This window comes from Pseudoalteromonas sp. 0303 (assembly GCF_013349995.1).
Classification (GTDB): Bacteria; Pseudomonadota; Gammaproteobacteria; order Enterobacterales; family Alteromonadaceae; genus Pseudoalteromonas.
On sequence record NZ_JABVXF010000013.1, the window covers coordinates 1 to 19,064 of the forward strand.

The following is a 19,064-nucleotide window of genomic DNA, read 5'->3' on the forward strand; positions in this document are numbered from 1 at the left end:
TAGTGACAATGTGGGCGTTATTAGATCAGAAAAGAGGCGGATGTTAAAGCCTTTTTACAAAGTGCGATCCCGCCGTGGCTAAAGAGGGATGAAATAAAGGAAATCAGTAAGGTCTATAAAGATGAAATTAAAGCTTATGAAAAAGATGTTGCAAAAAATATTGCAATACCGCTTTTTGTATATAGCTCTAAAATACTACAGTCTCGCCCAGAGGGGAGCGGTATATTTTTAATTACGCCGACTAAAGGAAGCGAAAAAGGCTTTATGAAGTTCAGTGCTACACCTAATGATAGTCATGATGCATGGAATACAATGAGTTCGGGGCAGCTTGCTGGAGTTGTTATCTCATTTATGCTAGCAATGAATAAGGTTTACCCTTCTAAGTTATCAACTATATTGATTGATGACCCAGTGCAAACTATGGACGAAGTGAACATGGCTTCTTTTGTTCAAATGATGCGATATGAGTTCTCAGATCTTCAAATCATTTTATCAACACATGAAAGTAAAGTGGCTAATTATTTCCATTATAAGTATAGTCAGGCGGATTTAAAGTCATTGCCGATTAATATGAAAAATAAGAGGCTAGAATATATAAGTTAGTTTGAATTTTTAGATTAAAATATCTGATTGAATTTTAATAGATATTTTAATCTTTAATTTTACTATCTATTTTTCCAGCCAATACCAGTAACTATGCCCATGCCAACTGCAAGAACGTGAGTTAAAATTTTTAAAGCTGTATTACTATCATCTTTAACAAAAATTAGTCCAAAGATTAAAGTAATTATGAATATCAAGATAACAACTAGAAGCCAAAAACCGTGGCTAAAGCGTTTTTGATCTAAGACCATGCTTTTAAGTTCACGTTCGTGCTTTAATTCAATATTTTTATCATATGACTTCACCCCTTCGAAAAGAACTCCTGTAATCATTTCTAGATTTTCATTATTCTTTTTTACAACTCCATATGTACTTTCTTCATCATTAGTTAAACTATCGAAGTGATTTTCTAGTTTTTCTTCAAGCTCTTTAATTGACATATTTTTCCTTAATTTTATCTATTAACCAATAACTTACTGTTTTATAAATATTTCACTTGGCATAAGTTCGGTTAGCTCTTAGGTTATATTCAGTGTTGAGTGCAGGTGTGAGTTATTTCTATAACTTTATGATGCTTTAGTTGTTCCATTTTTTGCTAAAAATATATTCTCACAGGCAAAAGTATTGCATCGTAGATGCCAACCAGCTCCATAAACCACTCCCTGTTATTTACAGCCAGTTTACTGAAATAGCTAATGAAAACAAGCAATAACTCATTGTCTAGTTGCAGGCGAGTGCCGAGATTTTCCCCGTGTTCACACCTGAAATTGAATTAATTATGAGTAATTTACAGCATGGATGCTGTAAAAAGCGTAGCTTGGCCACGGATGGCCTATCTACGCTGTTTACGTTCATTTAATTAATTCAAATTGAGGGAACAGTGTGAACCTCGGGGCGCCGAGAGATTCCAAAGAGAAGTCGGCGTTTACTTCTCTTTGGTTGCCGTCGCCAACGCGACATTATTAAATAATTGATGTATAAAGAGGGAGTTAACAGAACAAGGACCTGAAATGGATAACTTCATAGCACAAGGACTCAGCCTCTTATTTGTAATAGGAGGAATATATTCAATATTAGGTGTTATTTTTTTAAGAGTATGGCTTCATCAGAAGCAAGCCAAGTTACCTGTAGATCGAAAAAAATTTACTCGAGTAGCCGCACAAACACTTAACGATCAAGTAAACGATAAGATCTTTAATGTTTTTGGTTACATAGGTTTAGCTGCATTGATTATTACAATGCCGTTTGCCCTCAAAGGGATTACCGAAATGTTGGCAAGCGGTCAATTGAACTACTTTTTTATAATTGTAATTATTGTCGGTTTAATTTACACCGCCAGAAAATCGTGGTTTGAATCAGACCAGTTAATTAAACTAAAACTAGGGCGAGACGCTGAGTTAGCTGTTGCATCTGAATTAATTGAGCTTCAATCTCATGGGTATCAAATATTTCATGATATTCAAGCTGATGGGTTTAATATTGATCACTTAGTTATTGGGCCTAATGGTGTTTTTGCGATTGAAACAAAAGGAAGGCATAAGCGCGTTAAAGATGATACAAACTACAAAGTCCGATTCGAAAATAATCTACTAGCCTTTCCATCTTGGAATGAAAACAAGCCAATTGAACAAGCAGAAATACAAGCAAATTGGGTTTATAAATGGTTAAGTGAAGCAACTGGTTTTCAAACAAAAATAACCCCAATATTGTGCTTTCCAGGTTGGTTTATAGAGTTGAAGCAGCGACCACCATTTCCTATTGTTTCCCATAGACAGTTAGCAAAAACTATATTGTCGATGCGCCAAAACCAAATAGATGGAGCTATGCAAAAAGCTATTTGCTATCAAGCTGTGCAAAGAAGCTTAAATATTTCTAAGGTTTAATTGATAGAGACTAAATTTAATGCTTAGTTTGAGTAGGCAATTTGCATCGAAAGTTTTCTAAAGCAATTGTTTTAGCTAGCTTTTATCGAATAAGTACTTCCCCAGCTAACACATAGGGAGTAAATACAACCAAATTACACAGATGTAATGTTATGAATAAATGGATTTTAATACTCGCTACTTTGCTTGCGAGTTTCAACACGGTTGCTGAAGAGCAATATTCAAAAAGTCGCTGTGATAGCATTGAGGCTGAGCGCGAGGGTATTCGTAAAAGAATGAATCGTAGCTACACGGCAAGGCAAGGTGAACGTTGGAATCAGCGTTTAGATGAGCTTTTTACGCTACTTGCTAGACACTGCAAACACCCAAAAAGAAGTTCTGGTAATGGCGGTAATTATACGTATCGCTCTAACCCTACCGCACTTTTAAACACCAAAGTACATAACTCTACTGTGTATTCAAATTCATATAATGACGATAAAAAGCGCCATGCTTGGGGGCAATTTTATCAATTACCTGATCGCTGTAGAGCGAAGGATATTCAGCAAGCTGATTTTGTATGGTGTAGCGAAAATAAAGCTGAGCAAAAGGCGCTATTTGAATCTGCTTGGAGTGGTAAAGCTAAAGCAGACTATAAAGATATTGTTATTACAGTAAAGCCAACCATTACAGAAATTAATGCAAATAAAACTACAAGCCAAGCCGTGATAAAGAATCCGATAATCGAAGCACCCGTTAAACAAGCTTCGCCGCCTTTAGATGAGAGTGTTAGTCCGCAATTTACAAAGTTGAATGACCTTAAAATTTGGCAATTAGCCTTGGCTGGCATTGCGGCCATGCTGTTTGTGTTTGGTCTTTATCGTTGGTTTAAAGATTGAGTTATTAAACGGGCTAAAGCCCGACCTACAATGATGAGAAACGAGAAAATCGCAACTAAAGCGCTAATATTTCTCCTTGTAAACTCGGTAACTCTGCAATACTGGTTTGGAGTTGTTCTATCAACAACTGGGCATTTGCTGATGGTGTGCGTGAATGTGGCCAGAGGGCGTAAATTGGCCTTGCGGGAATATTATGGGGTGATTCTATATAACTAAAGTTGCTGGTGTCGTCTATACAGCAAATTTCGCTCATGGGTAGTAAGCCAATGCCATAGCCTGCTTCAACCATTTTTCTGGCGATTGTAATATCAAAACAAAAGCTTATGTGTTCATACTCGGTTTTTAATTTGTTAAGTAAACCGCTGGGTAGTTGTGACTCTGAATAGGGCAGTATCAACCTTGATGTTGGGGCATCTTTCTTTGTAATTAGCATTATTGCGATCATGCCTAGGCGCTTTTGAAAATAGCTTGAGTCTTGTTGTTCGCCGATGCGAATAGCTAAGTCAAAGCGCTTTTGACTTAGTTGGCTGTTGGCATTACTTGGGTAAATGTGGAGGTTTAGCGCAGGGTTTGCCATCGCAAACTGATTAACTGCCCCCATCAGTGGGCCCGCAATGATGTTTTGTGGGCACAACAGGTAAAACTCTTTTGCAGCGGGCGAGTCATTTAATTGCTCAAGCTGGCTGCTAAGAGCGAGCACTTGGTCGCCTAGCTCGTTATATAGTGACTCGCCTTTGGCGGTTAACACAATGCCCCGGGCTGTGCGTTGCAGTAATGGCTCAGAGAGTTTTTCTTCTAATGCCTGAATGCGCCTTGATAGGGTAGATAGATTCAGCCCTAAATCTTTTGCTGTTTGGCTCATGCTTTTACGGCGCGCTATTTCAATAAATAAATGCAGATCATCCAGCATACGACTCCCTCAATCTTAGTTTGCATTTTCGTGACTGTTGCCACTTGGCCTGTGCAAATATAGTAACGCCAAGGAGGACATATGAAAATTCATTTTACTTTTACTGCGGCATTTTCGTTTTTAATGTCGTTTTTACTTTCGGCATGGGTCACTTATGTCAACTTAGGGCTAAGCGATACATTTTTTCTAAGTTGGATGAAGGCATTTGCTAATTCGTGGCCTGCTGCGTTTGTGGTGGCTTTTACGGTTGCCCCGCCAATTAGGGCATTGGTTTTAAAGTTATTTAGTAAGGAGTCAGTATGATTAATATCGTTGCAAAAATCACCCCAAAGGCGGCATTATTTGACGACTGTAAAGGGCGTTTACAGGGCATATTAGCAGCCACTCGTGCAGAGCGAGGTTGTAATCGTTTTGAGCTGTTTGCGAGTAAAGAGCAGCGTTGTTTGTTTTTAGTTGAGCAGTTTGAATCGCAAGCAGCTCTTGATGAGCATTATGCCCAGCCTTATACCAAAGCGATGTTTGCGTTTTATGAAAACGCGTTGGCGGAGCCGGTTGATGTAGAGGTGGTGGAGGAGTTTTAGATTTAATATTCACAAAGAGGATAAGAGGCGCTGCGCTTTAGAGGTAATTAACTAATTGGCTTAATTAGTATCTCATTGTCTTCTCGTTCACTTCTCTTTGTGAATAAAAATATTTGAACCACAGAGGGCACCGAGGCGCTGCGCGCTACACAGAGAAACTTAATGCACAAAGAGACTATGAGGCGCTACGCTTTAGAGGTAATTAACTAATTGGCTTAATTAGTATCTCATTGTTTTCTCATTCACTTCTCTTTGTGAATAAAGATATTGAACCACAGAGGGCACCGAGGCGCTTCGCGCTACACCGAGAAACTTAATGCACAAAGAGATTATGAGGCGCTTCGCTTTAGAGGAAAGATTAAACTGGCTTCTATGGTTAACTAATTGTCTTCTCATTCACTTCTCTTTGTGAATAAAGATAATTGAACCACAGAGCTCACCGAGGTTAATGCACAAAGAGATTATGAGGCGCTGCGCTATAGATAACTCCTTGTCTTTCTCTATGCTATCTATGTCCTCTGTGGTTCGAAAAAAGATCTAGCAAACGCCTCCTCTCTACATTTAAACGCACAAAACACATTTCATACATACAGAAAAAACTAGGCTACTGGGGAAGTACTGCTATTCGTAGCCTAGTTTAACAAGGTTGAAATGATTACAGCATATGCAGAATTTGCTTGGCTTTTTCGCGGGTTAAACACGCGGCCATTGGGCGTTTTGCAAATAGCTTGGCTGAGACTGTTTGTTCTTTGCCCATGTATTGGTTATTCAGTGTTTGCACATTGACTTTGCAGGTCACCGAATGGCTGTTTTCTACATAACGAATTTCTACTCGCTCTACTTTTTTGATTAAGTTTTTATAAGGGTAGCCTTCATCGGTATCAAGCTGAGTAATTACGGGTTGGTTGGCGTAACTAAAGCTTGAGGCAGATAAAATTAATAAAATAATTAAGTATTTCATGGTGGTTGTCCTTGTATTGTCGCGGTTGGCAATATGAGTATTACTCGTGTCACCACTGCTGACAAACGATTAAAAATTACTTATGCTTAAGTTTTTATTAACTATAAAAGCGTATGCAGTTACCTCCATTAAAAAGTCTTTGGTATTTTAAGCACGCGGCAGAGTTAGGTAGTTTTAAGCTTGCGGCAGAGCAATTGTTTGTTAGCCAAGCTGCGGTTAGCCAACAAATTCGCTTGTTAGAACAACAGCTTGATTGCAGCTTGTTTACTCGTCATACCCGTTATGTTGAGCTGACCCGCCAAGGCGAACAGCTATTACCCCATGTACTTAAGGGGTTTAGTCATTTGCAGGCAGGTGTGCAGGCTGTTAGCCAAGATAGTCACCCGAATACGTTAAACTTAACTGTGCTGCCTTCGTTCGCCAGTGGTTGGTTACTGGGCCGTATTAGTGATTTTCAAAACAAATACCCCAATATCAAAGTGCGTATTGAACCAAGCGATCAACTTGCCGACTTTTCAGCGGGGCAGGTTGACTTAGGCATTCGATTTGGTCAAGGAAATTACCCAGATTTACACAGTGAGCTTATCAGCGACGACAGCTTATTTTTGGCTTATAAACCCGGTGCCATTGATGTTAATAAAGCACTTAAACCGCAGATTCTGGCACAAAAACTAATTAAAGATGTGTGTCCAGATGCTGAGCGCGGTTGGTTAACTTTGGCTCAGCAATTAGCTGTGAGCCCAGATGCGCTGCCTGCACTTGAAATTGATAACGCTGCATTGGTAATTCAAGCCACGTTAGCAGGGCAAGGTATTGCAATGGTAAGAAGGCGTTTAATCGAAACTCAACTGCAACTTGGTCAGCTTGAGATTTACCCAAACTATGAATATCACTGCCAATATAAGTACTACCTTGCAGCGCCGCCCGAACATTTTAAATGGCAAAAGGTACAGCTTTTTAAAGCTTGGTTACTGGAGCAATTTGCTTTAGATGATCAGCAGTTTGATAATGGAAATAATAAACCTTAAGCCCTTCATGATTATTGCTCGTTCGCTATATAAAATTGTTAGACAGGTAATTTGTCATTCTTTTAGATGGGTTCGACTCAGATTTGTTGCAGTTTTATTAGAAACTGATAATCTGTACCTCTAGTTTTTACAGTGACGTAAATTAATGATTAAACGGATTTTAATAACAACAGCCTTGTTGTTGCCCGCTTTTGCTTGGGCGCAGCAAGCAATTCCTTCAGATGCATGTCAAAGCATGCAAGCCGAACGTATTGAGCTGCAAATAGCCCTGCGTAAAACCAATCTTCTCGACAAAATTGAAGCCTACAAACAGCGCATTCAAAGCTTGTCGGCGCGAATATCTGAAACCTGCTTTAGTGAAGAGCAAATTGCTGAGCTTAAATCGTCGTTGTATAACCCTGACATTGCAGAGCTCGAAAACACCTTAGCAAAACCGTTAACTGAACAAGCCTACATCAGTAAACAAGCTGCATGGGAGCGTTTTTATGTCATGCCGCCACGTTGTGCCGCTCGTTCATTACAACTGCAAAACCTTGAGTCGTGTCTTGAAAACAAGCAAATTCAGTTTCAGCAATTTGATATGTTATGGCAGCAAAAAAGTGCTCAACTTGCCCGTACAGAAGCAAAACCAACAGACTCGTTTCACGAATTTATTTTACCTAGCAAAGCCGAACGAGCCAAGTTAAGTGCCGAGCAAGAATTAAAGCGCTACAGCTACAGCACAGATTCGTTTTTACCAACCAACATCATTGTGTTGTGTGCTTTAGCTGTATCGGTGTTCTTTGGTTTGATATTTATTTTCCATTGGTTAATGCGCCCACGGCCAGTGGTGAAGTGAGCCAAATGGGAAGTTAGCGAGGGTAAAGGGGAAAGAGTAAAGTTAGAAAGGGGAAAGTTAGAAAGGGGAAAGTTAGAAAGGGGAAAGGAGCTAGGCGCTAGGACGCGATGTAAAATCTCTGCTACAGACTCGCATCTCGCAACTCATTTCTCGCAACTCATTCCTCGCAACTTTCCCCTCGAAACTCATACCTCGCAGCTTAATCACTCATCCGTTTTGAACTGTTTGGCGCGTTCTTCTGCGTCAATCAAAGCTTGTGATTTTGGCTGTTTGTTTTTGCTTTCTATCACAGGCTTTTCGTCTGAATTTGGGTCCCAGGTTGGATCTAGTGATAAGTTCGCAAACGGATTATACGGCTTATCGTCTTGTTGCTCTGGCTTTTTGTCGGCTTCTTCACTTTTTTCTTCAGGCGTTTCTTCAAGCTTATCGTCGTTACTCAGTTCGTCAGACAAATCAACAGTTTCTACCGCTGGCTGTGCTGGCTCTTCTACATTAAATGAAGCTGGTTCATCTTGTAGTTCTTGTTCAAGTGCTTGTAAGGCTTTAGCTAAATCATCATCGTTAATGTCGTCGTGTTCTTCTGCTGGGTTTGGCGCAGAGACTGTGTGCTCATCTTCATTAAAATGATCAGCAAACGATAAGTCATCACCCATAAATGACGATAAGTCATACTCAGGCACTTCATCTTTAGCAGGTTCATCGTCAGCAATAGGCTCTTTAGGTGAATACTCATCAAAGCCGAAAGATGACGAACTCGTGAAGCTTAGCTCTTCAATTTCTGGCTTCTCAAGTTTATCTATGTCAGGTTTATCAAGCTCATCGATTTCAGGCTTTTCGAGCTCTTCTATTTCAGCTAACACTGGCTCATCGTCAGCGATAGGCTCTTTCGCTGCGTATTCATCAAAGCCAAATGATGATGAACTCGTAAAGCTTGGCTCTTCAATTTCTGGCTGCTCCAGCTCATCGATTTCTGGCTTTTCAAGTTCTTCGATTTCAGCTAACACTGGCTCATCGTCAGCGATTGGTTCATTCGTTGCGTATTCATCAAAGCCGAATGATGACGAACTTGTAAAGCTTGGCTCTTCGACCTCTGGTTGCTCAAGCTCATCAATTTCGGGCTTTTCAAGTTCTTCGATTTCAGCTAACACTGGCTCGTCGTCAGCAATAGGCTCTTTAGTTGAGTATTCATCAAAGCCGAATGATGACGAACTCGTAAAGCTTGGCTCTTCTAATTCTGGCTTCTCTGGTTCATTATTATCAGTATCTGCAAATGGCTTAGGTGTAAGAGACTCGTCTTCAACAGGCTCTTTGGTTGTGTACTCATCAAAACCAAACGATGAAGAAGCAGTGTAACTCGGTTCTTCTAATTTAGGTTGTGTTTCAGGCTCGTCTTGCTGAACGTCATCAGCTTGCGGCTCTGCTTCTTCGTTGAGGCTATACGGTGAGTCTTCTAGGCTTGCTAATTTTAGCTCTTGCTCTAGGCCGCGCTGCTCATCCAAAAAGTCGTCATCAGCGTCATTTTCGGTTTTCTCGTCGTAACCAAGTTCAAGATCTTCGAATTGGTGAGCACTTGCAAAATCATCGGTAGTATCAAGCTGTGTTGATGCTTCAGGCTCTTGCTCGTCATTATTATTCTGTGCATTAAAGTGCATATGCGCAGATAACTCGTCATTACTTTCTGTTTGGTTTGCTGAAAAGGTATTGTCAGCTAACGGATAATTGTCCTGATGCGAGTGCTCTTGTTCTTCACTAAGTACAGCCATTGTTGCATTTTTTAACTCTTCAGCTTCTTTTTCAGCGGCTGCTTGTGCTTCTGCTGCGGCTTTTAATGCTTTAGCTTGCATCAAGCTTTGTTCGAGTTCTGAATCGGCATCTGCTTTTTTGCTTTGACGAATACGCACAATCACTAAACCTGCAACAAGTAATACCAACAACACAATTAAGCTTGGCATTAATAATGAGCTTGAAGAGCTATCGCTGTTTGCAGGAATAGGTTCTGGCATAGGTGCGGGTGTTGGCGCAGGCTTCGGTGCCGGTTCTGCTTTTACTTCAGGTTCAGCTGGTTTTTCAGCAGTTGCAGTCTCAGCACTTTGGGTTTTAATTTCAGTGGCTTGATCTTGAATAGCAGGTCTAGTAGTTGATTCTACTACAGGTTCTTCAGGAGCATCAGAAATCGTAATACGGTCAACTTTTGCTGGTATTTCGGTTTGTTCTGCGGAGGCATTTGTTTGTTCGGAAAGCTCTGGTTCTTGAACTTCTGGCTCAATTGCTGGCATTTGCTGTTCGATAGGTTCAACGGTTTGCTCTGCAATAGGTGCCGTAGTTTCTTCAGGTTCTGCTTGAATAGCACCTGAGTGCACACTGGGGTTAGCTGCTGTCGTTGAGTTAACTGGAACCGCTTCTTTTGTTTGTTGTTTTAGTTTTTCAAAGCCTGCTGCGTTATTGACAGGGGTTGGATTTTTACAGTTTTTCTCGTAGTTTCTGGCAGCCGAGCGATAGTTTTTATTGCTGGTGTTAAAGCGATACTCGTGCATTTGCTGTTTTAACAAAATACACATGGCTTCGTTGTACTGCGCTTTACTCGTAAAGCTTAAGCTTAGGAGTAATAAGAGAAAAGTTGTTTTTATAATTGGCATAAGTTCTGGACCAGTAAGGTTTATTTGATGAGCCGACAGTTAATTAATTCTATGCTGAGACGAGTAATTTATCCACATTTGGTTAACAAATTAGGAGTATTCGTATTAGCTAATCAATTACCATTAGCGCACGGTATTCGTCGTAAGCAAATTGGTCGGTCATTCCGCTTATGTAATCCTGAATTAATCGGCAGCGATAATAAAATTCGTAGGCGGCAAAATGATCCGGTTCGGCTTTTAGGGCATCAATGGCTTTTTGGTAGCTATTTAAATGTTTATTAGACAGTTTTTTAACCAGACGAGTTTCAATTAAGTAGTTTTGGTCGCCTTTTAACACGCGTTTAAAAGCATCAGCATCAAGGGTAAGTAAAGGTTTATAGCAGTCAAGTAAACCGCTAATTATACGGTAACCCTGTAGCTCTAATCGCTCTACTTCTTTGTGGCAAAATACATGCTTTAATGCCACTTGTTTTAGGGTGAGCGTGACGGCGTGCAAGTGACTTCGATCTTCTAATAAAGCCTGATTAAAATCACCGTGGTAAATGGCTTCAATATTATTAATAAACCGCTCTGCTGCGTAGCTTACTAATGGGTGTAGCAAGGTCACGCGCAGGTAGATAAAAAATTCGCTGTTAAAATTGTACGGCTGCTCTTGTGCTTTACTTAACGCATAATCAATGGCTTTTTCGGCAAAGTCGCTGTGTTTGGTATCGTCTATGGTTAGGTTTGTGAGTGTGCGGGTGTATTGCTCTTTTAACTTTTCGCAAAGCGACTCAACACTAATAATGCCTTTTTCTACGGCATCTTCAATATCGGCCAAACAATACGATATATCGTCAGCTGCTTCCATAATGTAGCTAGCAGGATGACGGCAGTATTGCTCAATTTCGAGTTCAGTTTGCAGCGCTTCAATAAACGGCTTTTCGCTGAAGTAGTAACCCACTTTTTTCATCAAGTAGTTTTTATCTTGCGGGCTGTCTATTTTCGCCATGCTGGCCGGGCGGGTATATTTTAAAATTCCGGCACTTTGGCTGTAGGTTAAGTTTAGAGAAAGTAATGAATGAATTATGCGAATTCCTTGAGCATTACCTTCAAAACTTTTTATGTCTTGGGCAAGGTGTTTAAAGATCACACTAATACCAATGCCTTTGCAGCGTTCAGGGGTTAGTGCGCCTAAGTGTTTTTCAAACCATTGGTTGATGGCCGCTTCGCCAAAGTGACCAAACGGTGGGTTGCCTATATCGTGCATTAGGCACGCCATTTCTACTAGACTTTCTAGCGGTCGCTCAAGCCCAGCCAAGCCATATTCTTTTTGCTTTGCATCACTAAGTTTATTAAAAATGGTTTGCACAATAAATCGGCCCACTTGTTGTACTTCAAGAGAGTGGGTTAGCCTTGAGCGCACTGCGGCATTACGTTCGAGTGGAAAAACTTGGGTTTTTTGCTGTAAACGGCGAATTGCAGCACTGTTAATAATGCGGCCCCGATCACTTTCAAGCGCAGTGTGTAAATTATTGGTAGAGCGCATTTCGCGCGCAGGCGTTATTTTTTTACCAAAATCGATCATTTTTCATTCCCACAAAGCGGTAAAATCGGGCTTTTGCGTTTTGTTAGCAACATTTTGCCATTTATTAAATTAAATCTAACAGCTTGTATCTTAAATTAAAATATTCATTTTTATTAAAGTTATTACTTTAAATCGTGGCCTTCATTCATATATTATTCAGTTTTACGCACTTCTTCATTATCTTGTATTAGAAAGGAAAGCCTTTTGGCTATATAGCAATGATGCAAACTTTGTCTCAAAAACCATGGCTACTAGCCAGTATTTTCCTGTGTTGTATTGGTTTAACGGCTTGTAAAAGCACCCCAGAGCCAAGCGCTGAAAGCACCTTAACGGTGGCCGAAAAAAATGCCATTGAGGCCAAGCAGGGTGCACTGTATGCACGAGGGTTTTATGAAAGCCAACTTGGTAATATCAACTACGCCTCTGCTAGGCAATGCAGTAACTTTAATTTGCAGAGCCACCGTGGCTCAGTTCGTTATGCAGAAAACTCGCTTAACGCGGTAATAGATGCCATCGACAACAATTTTGATGTTGTTGAGATTGATGTGCGAATTACCCGTGATGATGTGTGGGTTGTACATCATGATGCCCGTACAGGTCGCGAAACAGGCACAGTTGACAATAAGCGCCGCAAAATTGAGTCGATGAGCTATAAAAAAGAGTGGGGCTATTTACGTCATCGTAACCAAGATACCGGGTTACTTACCGATGATATGCCACCTTCATTTAGAGAGCTTGCTGCCACATTTGCGCGCTATCGCAAACCTCATCAAAAATTGAATATTGAGATAAAATCAAAGGCTTCAGTTAACGATTTAAAAATGCTGGATTACTTAGCGTATGAATTTGTTGGCGGTGGTAACTACTTTTTTAGCAGTTTAGAAATGCGCAACCTGACCCGTATGCGCGATATTAACCCAGATATTTACTTGGCATTTATTCAGTCGCCTGCAAAAGCCTCAATGAATAAGTTAGCAAGTGACCTAAAACGTGGCGCTGGTAGCGACCCAATTTACGAGCGCAACAAAGAAGAGCTTGAGAGCTTACAAGCTCTTGGTAATCGCTATCATCGTGAAAAACGTTACGACAGCCCTGTTAAGCTAGATAGATTAGCAAAACAGCTAAAACGTAACTTTGGTTATGTGCTTGATATTCGTCATTACAAGCAAAGTGCAGCACGCTTAAAACCAGTTGCTAAAGCGCGCGGTATTATGATTGCCACTTATTCTATTAACGGCCACGACTATCATGAGCGCAGCCTATTAGCGCAGTCACGTTCTCTTCGCCCTGACTCTGTAATTATGGACGATACCGTTTATGGCTTTTGTTCTGTGTTTGAATTACCAAAAATGCAGCCGTATTTTAGCGATGAAGCAGGCGCTAAGTTGATTGCCAGCATGCCCACAGACCTTGATTTAGAGCGCCTTGATGAGCTGTATGCTTATAAAGGGAATCAGCTTTATCCAGCGGTGGGCGGCACGCTTAAATCAACTCAAGAAAAAACTTATATTCCAAAAGTAACATCGACTCCTTCAGCGCCTAATTTAGAAATAGGGACTCGCCAAGCCGATGAAGATTTTAGCCTAGAAACAGATCCTGCTGTTGAACTAGAACTGCGTAAAAAACAATAAGAATAAAACTATGACTGATTTAATAAAGCCGTTTTGGTGGCGCTGTTTGCTACTTGTTTTAGCTACTTTATATTTATTACCTGAGGCAATTTTTAATGCCCAGTTAGTCTCTTTAGTCGGTTTAGGTACCCCTTCGGCAGAAGACCTTGAACACCTCGAAATTTATGGCCGAGCTGTATCTGGGGTGGGTGTTGCACTGCTGTTAGCTGACTTTTTACCTAAGGCTATGGTTGCCAAAGTGGGCCGCGGGATTATCTCGTTTATCGCTTTATTATGCTTAGTTTGGCCGGTGGTGTTTTTTGGCCAAAAATATGCCATTGAAAAAACCTTAATTGAGCCTTCAACCGCAGAGCAGCGCCAGTTTGCTACCTACAGTGCAGCACTTAGAGATGCACTGGCGATTAACTCGATTAAAGTGAATGATCTCGATTACAACCCTGAGCAATTACATAGCTCAGAAAACCTGACCTTTTTGGCGCTGTTTGGTGGCTTACTGTATAGCGATGCCGCGCTTTCAGACAACCTAGAGCAAGATAAGCGTAAGATTATTGCCGCGTTTGTACAGAAAAAAGCGTATCAAGATTTTGATAAACATTATAAAAACTACAGCCAGTTATATGATGAGCTGGTGGTTAAATACAAAGCCTATGCTGATGGCAGTAAAAAGTACAACAGCACTTTGGCAAGTATCGGTGAGCGCGAGCAAGGTTATTGGCAGCAAGTTGAACAAGAGATCAATAGTGGCTGGAGCAAATACCAACAAGCGCAAAAAGCCCATATTGCAAAAGCGTCAGCGCGCGCGCAAAAGTATGGCCCGAAGATTTATGATTACCACCACAGCATTGCAAAATGCCGTGAGCGTTATGACAAAAGCAGTGAAAAAGACCGCCGAAATCGTTGTTATGAACGCGAAGCTGCAGACTACCGAAGTAATATTTTAAAAGCCGGTATTGGCTACATTGAGCCTGATTACTGGCTTATTGAAGAAGATGTTTCGGTTGCTGAAAATGCCGCAGGCACTATTTTAATGGGTGTGCTTACTGGTGGTGTTTATACCGCACTACAAGCTGCTAGTTTAGCAACCGGTGGTGATGGCGGCTTTAAAGATAAGCGCTACAAATACACCGATGACCCAGATCATTACCAGCTGCGTTTTTTACAGCACCCTAACTTTCATAAGATGTTTGTAAGTGAAACGGGCTACCCATTTACGATTAAAAACTTAATGGCGTTTCGTGCTCACGAAACAACACAAAAGAAGCTTAGATCACATTTTGTCAGCAAAGGATTACAGCTTGAAAGCAACTGGAATGTGAATCAACGCCAAGCATTTGCTAATGCTGTAGCCAATAAGGTTACAAGTGAAGCTAATGCACAATGGCAAAGCGAAATGCGCAAACGCGGCATGAGTTTAAAGCCAAACTTAAGCTGGGTTGCGTTTCAGCTACACCCACAAATTCAAGCAAAAATTGCCGATAGAATGGGTGATTTATACGTAAAAAACATTCGTGCCGATTGGAATAAAAAGAACTTTAAAGACAAGGTGCTTGATCCAAACATTGCAAAACGCACCGACAAATACCTAGCCATGCTTAATAGCTCAGAAGGTAAATTTGCTGATGGTGGCGAGTATGCTGAGTACGGTAAGCAAGCATTGCGTTCGGTGATTATTCCGCCTATTTCGATGTCGTTATCACTGTTTTTGATTTGCTTAACCTTTAGCAAGCTGCCGTTAAAACTGTGGCAACTGGTTAAACCAAAGCAAGAAAAGCAACCAACGACAGGTGTATCTGTTTTGCAAAAGCTGATTATGCCTGCGTTGATTTTGATAGTGCCAGTAATGTTTGTGCATAACACCTTTACCAAGGACGACCAAAGCCCGGTTAACTACTTTTTAGACAAGGTCGATGAGTCGAGCAATCCGGTGTTTAGCTATGCTATTCGTTGGACTTTGCATGCGCAGCCTCTGCTGCATCCTTTAGGGTTAAAGTTTGAAGAAAAACTGCATATTTACGAGAACTTTAGTCCTATGAGCCATGCTTTAGCCAAGGTTGATATTTTGCGCCATGGCGATGCCAGTTTAAGTGCTGAGCAACAACAGCGTAGACAATATCTGGTTGAGCAAAAAACTAAACTTACCGTTATCACAAACCCGGCGAATGCCACTATTCGCATTATGAATATAGGCCCTAAATACCGCCCTGGCATGACTTTAAAAACTGGCGCTTATGATATTCAAGTGTCGGCGCCTGGGTATAAAACGTATCGACGTTGGCACCAAGTAGATGCTGGCGAACAAATATTAACCATTGATTTAGCAATTAATTAAGCAAGGAATGAAAATGCAACATTGCCAAAATACGGTGTATGCCACCGATCTTCACTGTTGTGATTGTGGAGAAGCTCTTGAGCAAAAAAGACAAATGCACACGGTTGAAGAACTCAGCCCTGACTTGCTGGTTGATGTAAAAAATTATGCGCCACAAGCGAATACGATCACAGGCGTTGTGAAGTCGACGTATTACTATAAGCGTCGTTATAAAACCAATAACGACAACATGCTATACGGTTATTGGTGGCTAGAAGTTGAAGACAAAGACGGCATTATTCATGAGTTTAGTGTTGATGCAGAAAAAGATGTGATTGCGAACCTACAAAAGGGTAATGTGATCACTGCTTTTCAGGAAACACCGTTAACGCTTAATTATCGCATTGCTGATGGCAATGCTAGGCGGGTAGTTAAAAATGACCGCTTTATGCCTGTTGTGATTGTTCATTTTGCCGACCAACAATATCGCAGCTGGGACAAAACCATTAGCCGAAACTACACTGGCGGAACGATATTGTGGCTGGTGCTAAGTGTTATTACATTCTTAATCATGTTGTTTGCTGCAAAGCTTGAGTTTTTGCCTGCGCTACTTGCGTCATTGCCTGTGGCAATAGGGGTATTTATGGCAGAGCACAACTACCATAAAAAAGCTAAAGCCAAACAAGAAGCAAAGTATGATGCGATTTTAGCAGCAACAGATGTGATGCTATCGACCACCCTAAATCAATTGGGTTATAACATGCTGGCAAGAACGCCGAGTAAGTCAGATGTTATTTGTATCTCTTGCCAGCAGCGTATTAGCCAAGATGCTGCGCATTGTTATTGCTGTGGCGCTAAGCAACACGTTGAAGCGATTGCTGAAAAAGAACAATCACTTGCAAAAGATGATGAGCAAGCCATTAGCATTCAAAAAGCGTTAGAGCCAAGCATAACTAAACCGACCAGTATTGCTGAGCTTGAGCATGCCATTATGGATGAGTATAGCCTTACGTATGAAAACGCTTATGAGCATAAAAATGTTTGGGCACGTAACGAAAAAGGCACCATTAGCCATTGTGCTGTACTTGGTAAAGTATTAGAAAAAGAGCAAAGCGCACATGCCAATGAAACACGTGAAACAGTAACCACCACTGAAACAACAACCACTTATCGAGGTGGCACGTATGTGGGTAGCGATGTAAAAGAGCGCGTAGAGGTATATCGCAATCGTAGCACGACTTTAAAAGGTGAAATCATGCTCGAAACCGCATCGGGTGAACCGTTTGTTTTTAAAGCCGGTGAAGATTTACTGGGCTCTGTTGATATTGGTGATTGGGTGTATTACGCCTACAGCAGTGTAGACACAAAACGTTATTATAAGTATTACCGAGAGTATGCCGTTAATGTGAGTAAAGACATTACTTATGACAACTCATCAGTACGCAGTTTTGGTATGGTGCATGGCTTTAACCGCATGGTACTACTTGGTCTTACATCAATAGGGTTAGCTTGGTACTTTGATGCGCAAGATTTTTATCCATTAGTAAATACACTTGTGCCAGATGTTGGCATTGATTTACTCAATGATTACCCGCAAGTGGTTGAGCACTTAGATGGCCTACCGGTTGCTGTGTTTATTGTGTTAAGTGTGGTTACAGGCGTTTGGGGCTTTATTTATAGCCAAATAAACGGCTCACGTTTAAAACGTAGTGTGAAAAAGCTCGAAAGCATGATCACAAAATTTTCAAAACAGTTTGGTAAAGTTTCTGAGCAAATTAACAAATTGAACTAAAAAGGGTTTCGCATGCGTATTTGGCAATTAGTTTTAGCGGGTTTATTAGCGTTCAGCTCTCTTGTAAAAGCGGAGCAAGAGCAATCTGTGGTACTTATTTCGATAGATGGATTTCGCTGGGATTACATTGAAAAACACCATGCAAAGCACTTAAAAGCAATTAGTGAACAGGGCGTGAGAGCAAACAAAATGCGCCCTGTTTATCCGACCAAAACTTTCCCGAATCATTTGTCGATTATTACCGGCTTATTGCCTGTTAATCATGGCATTGTCGAGAACCGCTTTTGTGATACTGAGCGTAACGACTGCTACAAAATGGGTAAAGGGAAAGACGATAGCACTTGGGTAAATGGCATTCCGCTTTGGAACCTTGCACAAATGCAAGGCTTAAAAGCCGCCACCTATTTTTGGCCTGAATCAGATGCGCGCTTTAACGGCATGCTACCTGATTACTTTTATCATTATTCAAAACACAGTGATTATCAAAAGCGTGTTGACCAAATTATTCAGTGGTTGAGTTTGCCAAAAGCACAGCGCCCGCGCTTAGTGATAAGTTATTTTTCGCTGGTCGATAGCATGGGGCACGAGTTTGGCCCTAATGCCAAAGAAACTTATGACGCAGTGCAAAAGCTAGATAGTTTAATGGCTAATTTATCGAGCCGTTTAAAAGCGCTTGATGAAAACATTAATTTAGTGATTGTGTCTGATCACGGTATGGCCTCTGTTGATCCAAGCCTTAGTATTAAAATTGATAGCTTGCCACAAGATGAAAACTTCATAGTGCAAAACACTGGCCCTCGGGTTTTATATTATGCAAAACCAGATAGCAAAGCAGACATCAAGGAGTTCAGCAAAAAGCTTGCTAAAGCCGCAGATGGTCGTTACGTCGTACTAAGCGAGCAGCAAAAGCGTGATTATCACTATAATAAAGGCCCGCGCGTTGGCGATATTATTTTACAAACCGACGCACCTAGAGTGTTTACCGACAGTAAAATGGCCGGTTATTTAGGCACTCATGGTTACGCTTATAGTGAAGATATGGCCGCAACCTTTATCGCCACTGGCCCCGCCTTTAAACAAGGCCTACGTTTAGACGAAGTAAGTAATTTAGATGTGTACCCGCTGATCGCCAAAATTCTAGGCCTTGAGATTTTAAGCCCAATCGACAGCAACGGTGAAAGTTTATGGCCCGCAATTGAGGAGTAGGTGTGAGTTGGTGAGGGGAAAGAGTAAAGGGGAAAGAGTAAAGGGGAAAGAGTAAAGGGGAAAGAGTAAAGGGGAAAGAGTAAAGGGGAAAGAGTAAAGGGGTAGGTGCTAGGTGCTAGGTTCTAGGCGCTAGGATGCGATGTAAAATCACTGTTACAGACTCGAAACTCGATAACTTTCGAGACTGTAACTAATTTTGTGTAATTGCCTATATCTATTTACTCTATAGAAGGGTTAAGGAT

The 19,064-nt window shown here is 41.0% G+C and carries 16 protein-coding genes; 11 read left to right on the forward strand and 5 right to left on the reverse strand.

Going from position 1 to position 19,064, the window contains the following annotated elements; translation table 11 throughout:
• The first annotated feature begins 264 nt into the window (after positions 1–264).
• The gene (locus HUS62_RS22895) at positions 265–603 is read left to right on the forward strand and encodes a hypothetical protein (protein WP_220095010.1); all 339 of its coding nucleotides are present in this window, start codon (positions 265–267) and stop codon (positions 601–603) included.
• Between the two features lie 62 nt (positions 604–665).
• Here the strand turns inward: HUS62_RS22895 and HUS62_RS10375 are convergent, their stop codons facing one another.
• A complete protein-coding gene (locus tag HUS62_RS10375) occupies positions 666–1,043 on the reverse strand; it encodes a hypothetical protein (protein ID WP_175079447.1) in 378 nt (125 codons plus the stop codon).
• A gap of 570 nt (positions 1,044–1,613) precedes the next feature.
• Between HUS62_RS10375 and HUS62_RS10380 the strand changes: the two genes are divergently transcribed.
• Positions 1,614–2,486, forward strand: coding sequence for a nuclease-related domain-containing protein (locus HUS62_RS10380; RefSeq protein WP_175079448.1), 873 nt, complete (start codon positions 1,614–1,616; stop codon positions 2,484–2,486).
• Positions 2,487–2,638: 152 nt separating this feature from the next.
• Positions 2,639–3,364 carry a hypothetical protein gene (locus HUS62_RS10385; RefSeq protein ID WP_175079449.1) on the forward strand — a complete coding sequence of 242 codons (726 nt, stop codon included), beginning with the start codon at positions 2,639–2,641 and terminating at the stop codon, positions 3,362–3,364.
• A gap of 55 nt (positions 3,365–3,419) precedes the next feature.
• Here the strand turns inward: HUS62_RS10385 and HUS62_RS10390 are convergent, their stop codons facing one another.
• Entirely contained in the window at positions 3,420–4,274 is an 855-nt protein-coding gene (locus tag HUS62_RS10390; RefSeq protein WP_175079450.1) for a LysR family transcriptional regulator, read from the reverse strand.
• An 81-nt stretch (positions 4,275–4,355) separates the two neighbouring features.
• On the opposite strand from HUS62_RS10390, the gene HUS62_RS10395 reads away from it, so the two are divergent.
• Together HUS62_RS10395 and HUS62_RS10400 are read left to right on the forward strand one after the other, a co-directional pair.
• Positions 4,356–4,577 (forward strand): DUF2798 domain-containing protein, encoded by a 222-nt coding sequence (locus tag HUS62_RS10395; protein WP_175079451.1) that lies wholly within the window; start codon positions 4,356–4,358, stop codon positions 4,575–4,577.
• A complete protein-coding gene (locus HUS62_RS10400; RefSeq protein WP_175079452.1) occupies positions 4,574–4,855 on the forward strand; it encodes a putative quinol monooxygenase in 282 nt (93 codons plus the stop codon). Before HUS62_RS10395 ends, HUS62_RS10400 begins: the two co-directional genes overlap by 4 nt.
• 655 nt (positions 4,856–5,510) lie before the next feature.
• On the opposite strand, the gene HUS62_RS10405 is transcribed toward HUS62_RS10400, so the two are convergent.
• Complete coding sequence (locus HUS62_RS10405) at positions 5,511–5,816, reverse strand: hypothetical protein (protein WP_175079453.1); 306 nt, start codon at positions 5,814–5,816, stop codon at positions 5,511–5,513.
• A 113-nt stretch (positions 5,817–5,929) separates the two neighbouring features.
• Here HUS62_RS10405 and HUS62_RS10410 point away from each other — a divergent pair, with 113 nt between their 5' ends.
• Together HUS62_RS10410 and HUS62_RS10415 are read left to right on the forward strand one after the other, a co-directional pair.
• Positions 5,930–6,844, forward strand: coding sequence for a LysR substrate-binding domain-containing protein (locus HUS62_RS10410; protein ID WP_175079454.1), 915 nt, complete (start codon positions 5,930–5,932; stop codon positions 6,842–6,844).
• Between the two features lie 145 nt (positions 6,845–6,989).
• Positions 6,990–7,682: a hypothetical protein gene (locus HUS62_RS10415; RefSeq protein WP_175079455.1), complete on the forward strand. Its 693-nt coding sequence runs from the start codon at positions 6,990–6,992 to the stop codon at positions 7,680–7,682.
• A 203-nt stretch (positions 7,683–7,885) separates the two neighbouring features.
• Here the strand turns inward: HUS62_RS10415 and HUS62_RS10420 are convergent, their stop codons facing one another.
• Together HUS62_RS10420 and dgt are read right to left on the reverse strand one after the other, a co-directional pair.
• Entirely contained in the window at positions 7,886–10,318 is a 2,433-nt protein-coding gene (locus HUS62_RS10420; RefSeq protein WP_175079446.1) for a hypothetical protein, read from the reverse strand.
• Between the two features lie 109 nt (positions 10,319–10,427).
• Positions 10,428–11,885 (reverse strand): dGTPase, encoded by a 1,458-nt coding sequence (gene dgt, locus HUS62_RS10425; protein ID WP_175079456.1) that lies wholly within the window; start codon positions 11,883–11,885, stop codon positions 10,428–10,430.
• A gap of 218 nt (positions 11,886–12,103) precedes the next feature.
• Here dgt and HUS62_RS10430 point away from each other — a divergent pair, with 218 nt between their 5' ends.
• Genes HUS62_RS10430 through HUS62_RS10445 form a run of 4 tightly spaced genes read left to right on the forward strand, consistent with a single transcriptional unit; the run spans position 12,104 to position 18,822 of the window.
• The gene (locus tag HUS62_RS10430) at positions 12,104–13,516 is read left to right on the forward strand and encodes a glycerophosphodiester phosphodiesterase (RefSeq protein WP_258536761.1); all 1,413 of its coding nucleotides are present in this window, start codon (positions 12,104–12,106) and stop codon (positions 13,514–13,516) included.
• A 10-nt stretch (positions 13,517–13,526) separates the two neighbouring features.
• On the forward strand, positions 13,527–15,845 hold the full coding sequence (locus tag HUS62_RS10435) for a PEGA domain-containing protein (protein WP_175079457.1): 2,319 nt from the start codon (positions 13,527–13,529) through the stop codon (positions 15,843–15,845).
• Between the two features lie 13 nt (positions 15,846–15,858).
• On the forward strand, positions 15,859–17,616 hold the full coding sequence (locus tag HUS62_RS10440) for a hypothetical protein (RefSeq protein ID WP_175079458.1): 1,758 nt from the start codon (positions 15,859–15,861) through the stop codon (positions 17,614–17,616).
• A 12-nt stretch (positions 17,617–17,628) separates the two neighbouring features.
• Complete coding sequence (locus tag HUS62_RS10445; protein WP_175079459.1) at positions 17,629–18,822, forward strand: alkaline phosphatase family protein; 1,194 nt, start codon at positions 17,629–17,631, stop codon at positions 18,820–18,822.
• Positions 18,823–19,064: the final 242 nt, after the last annotated feature.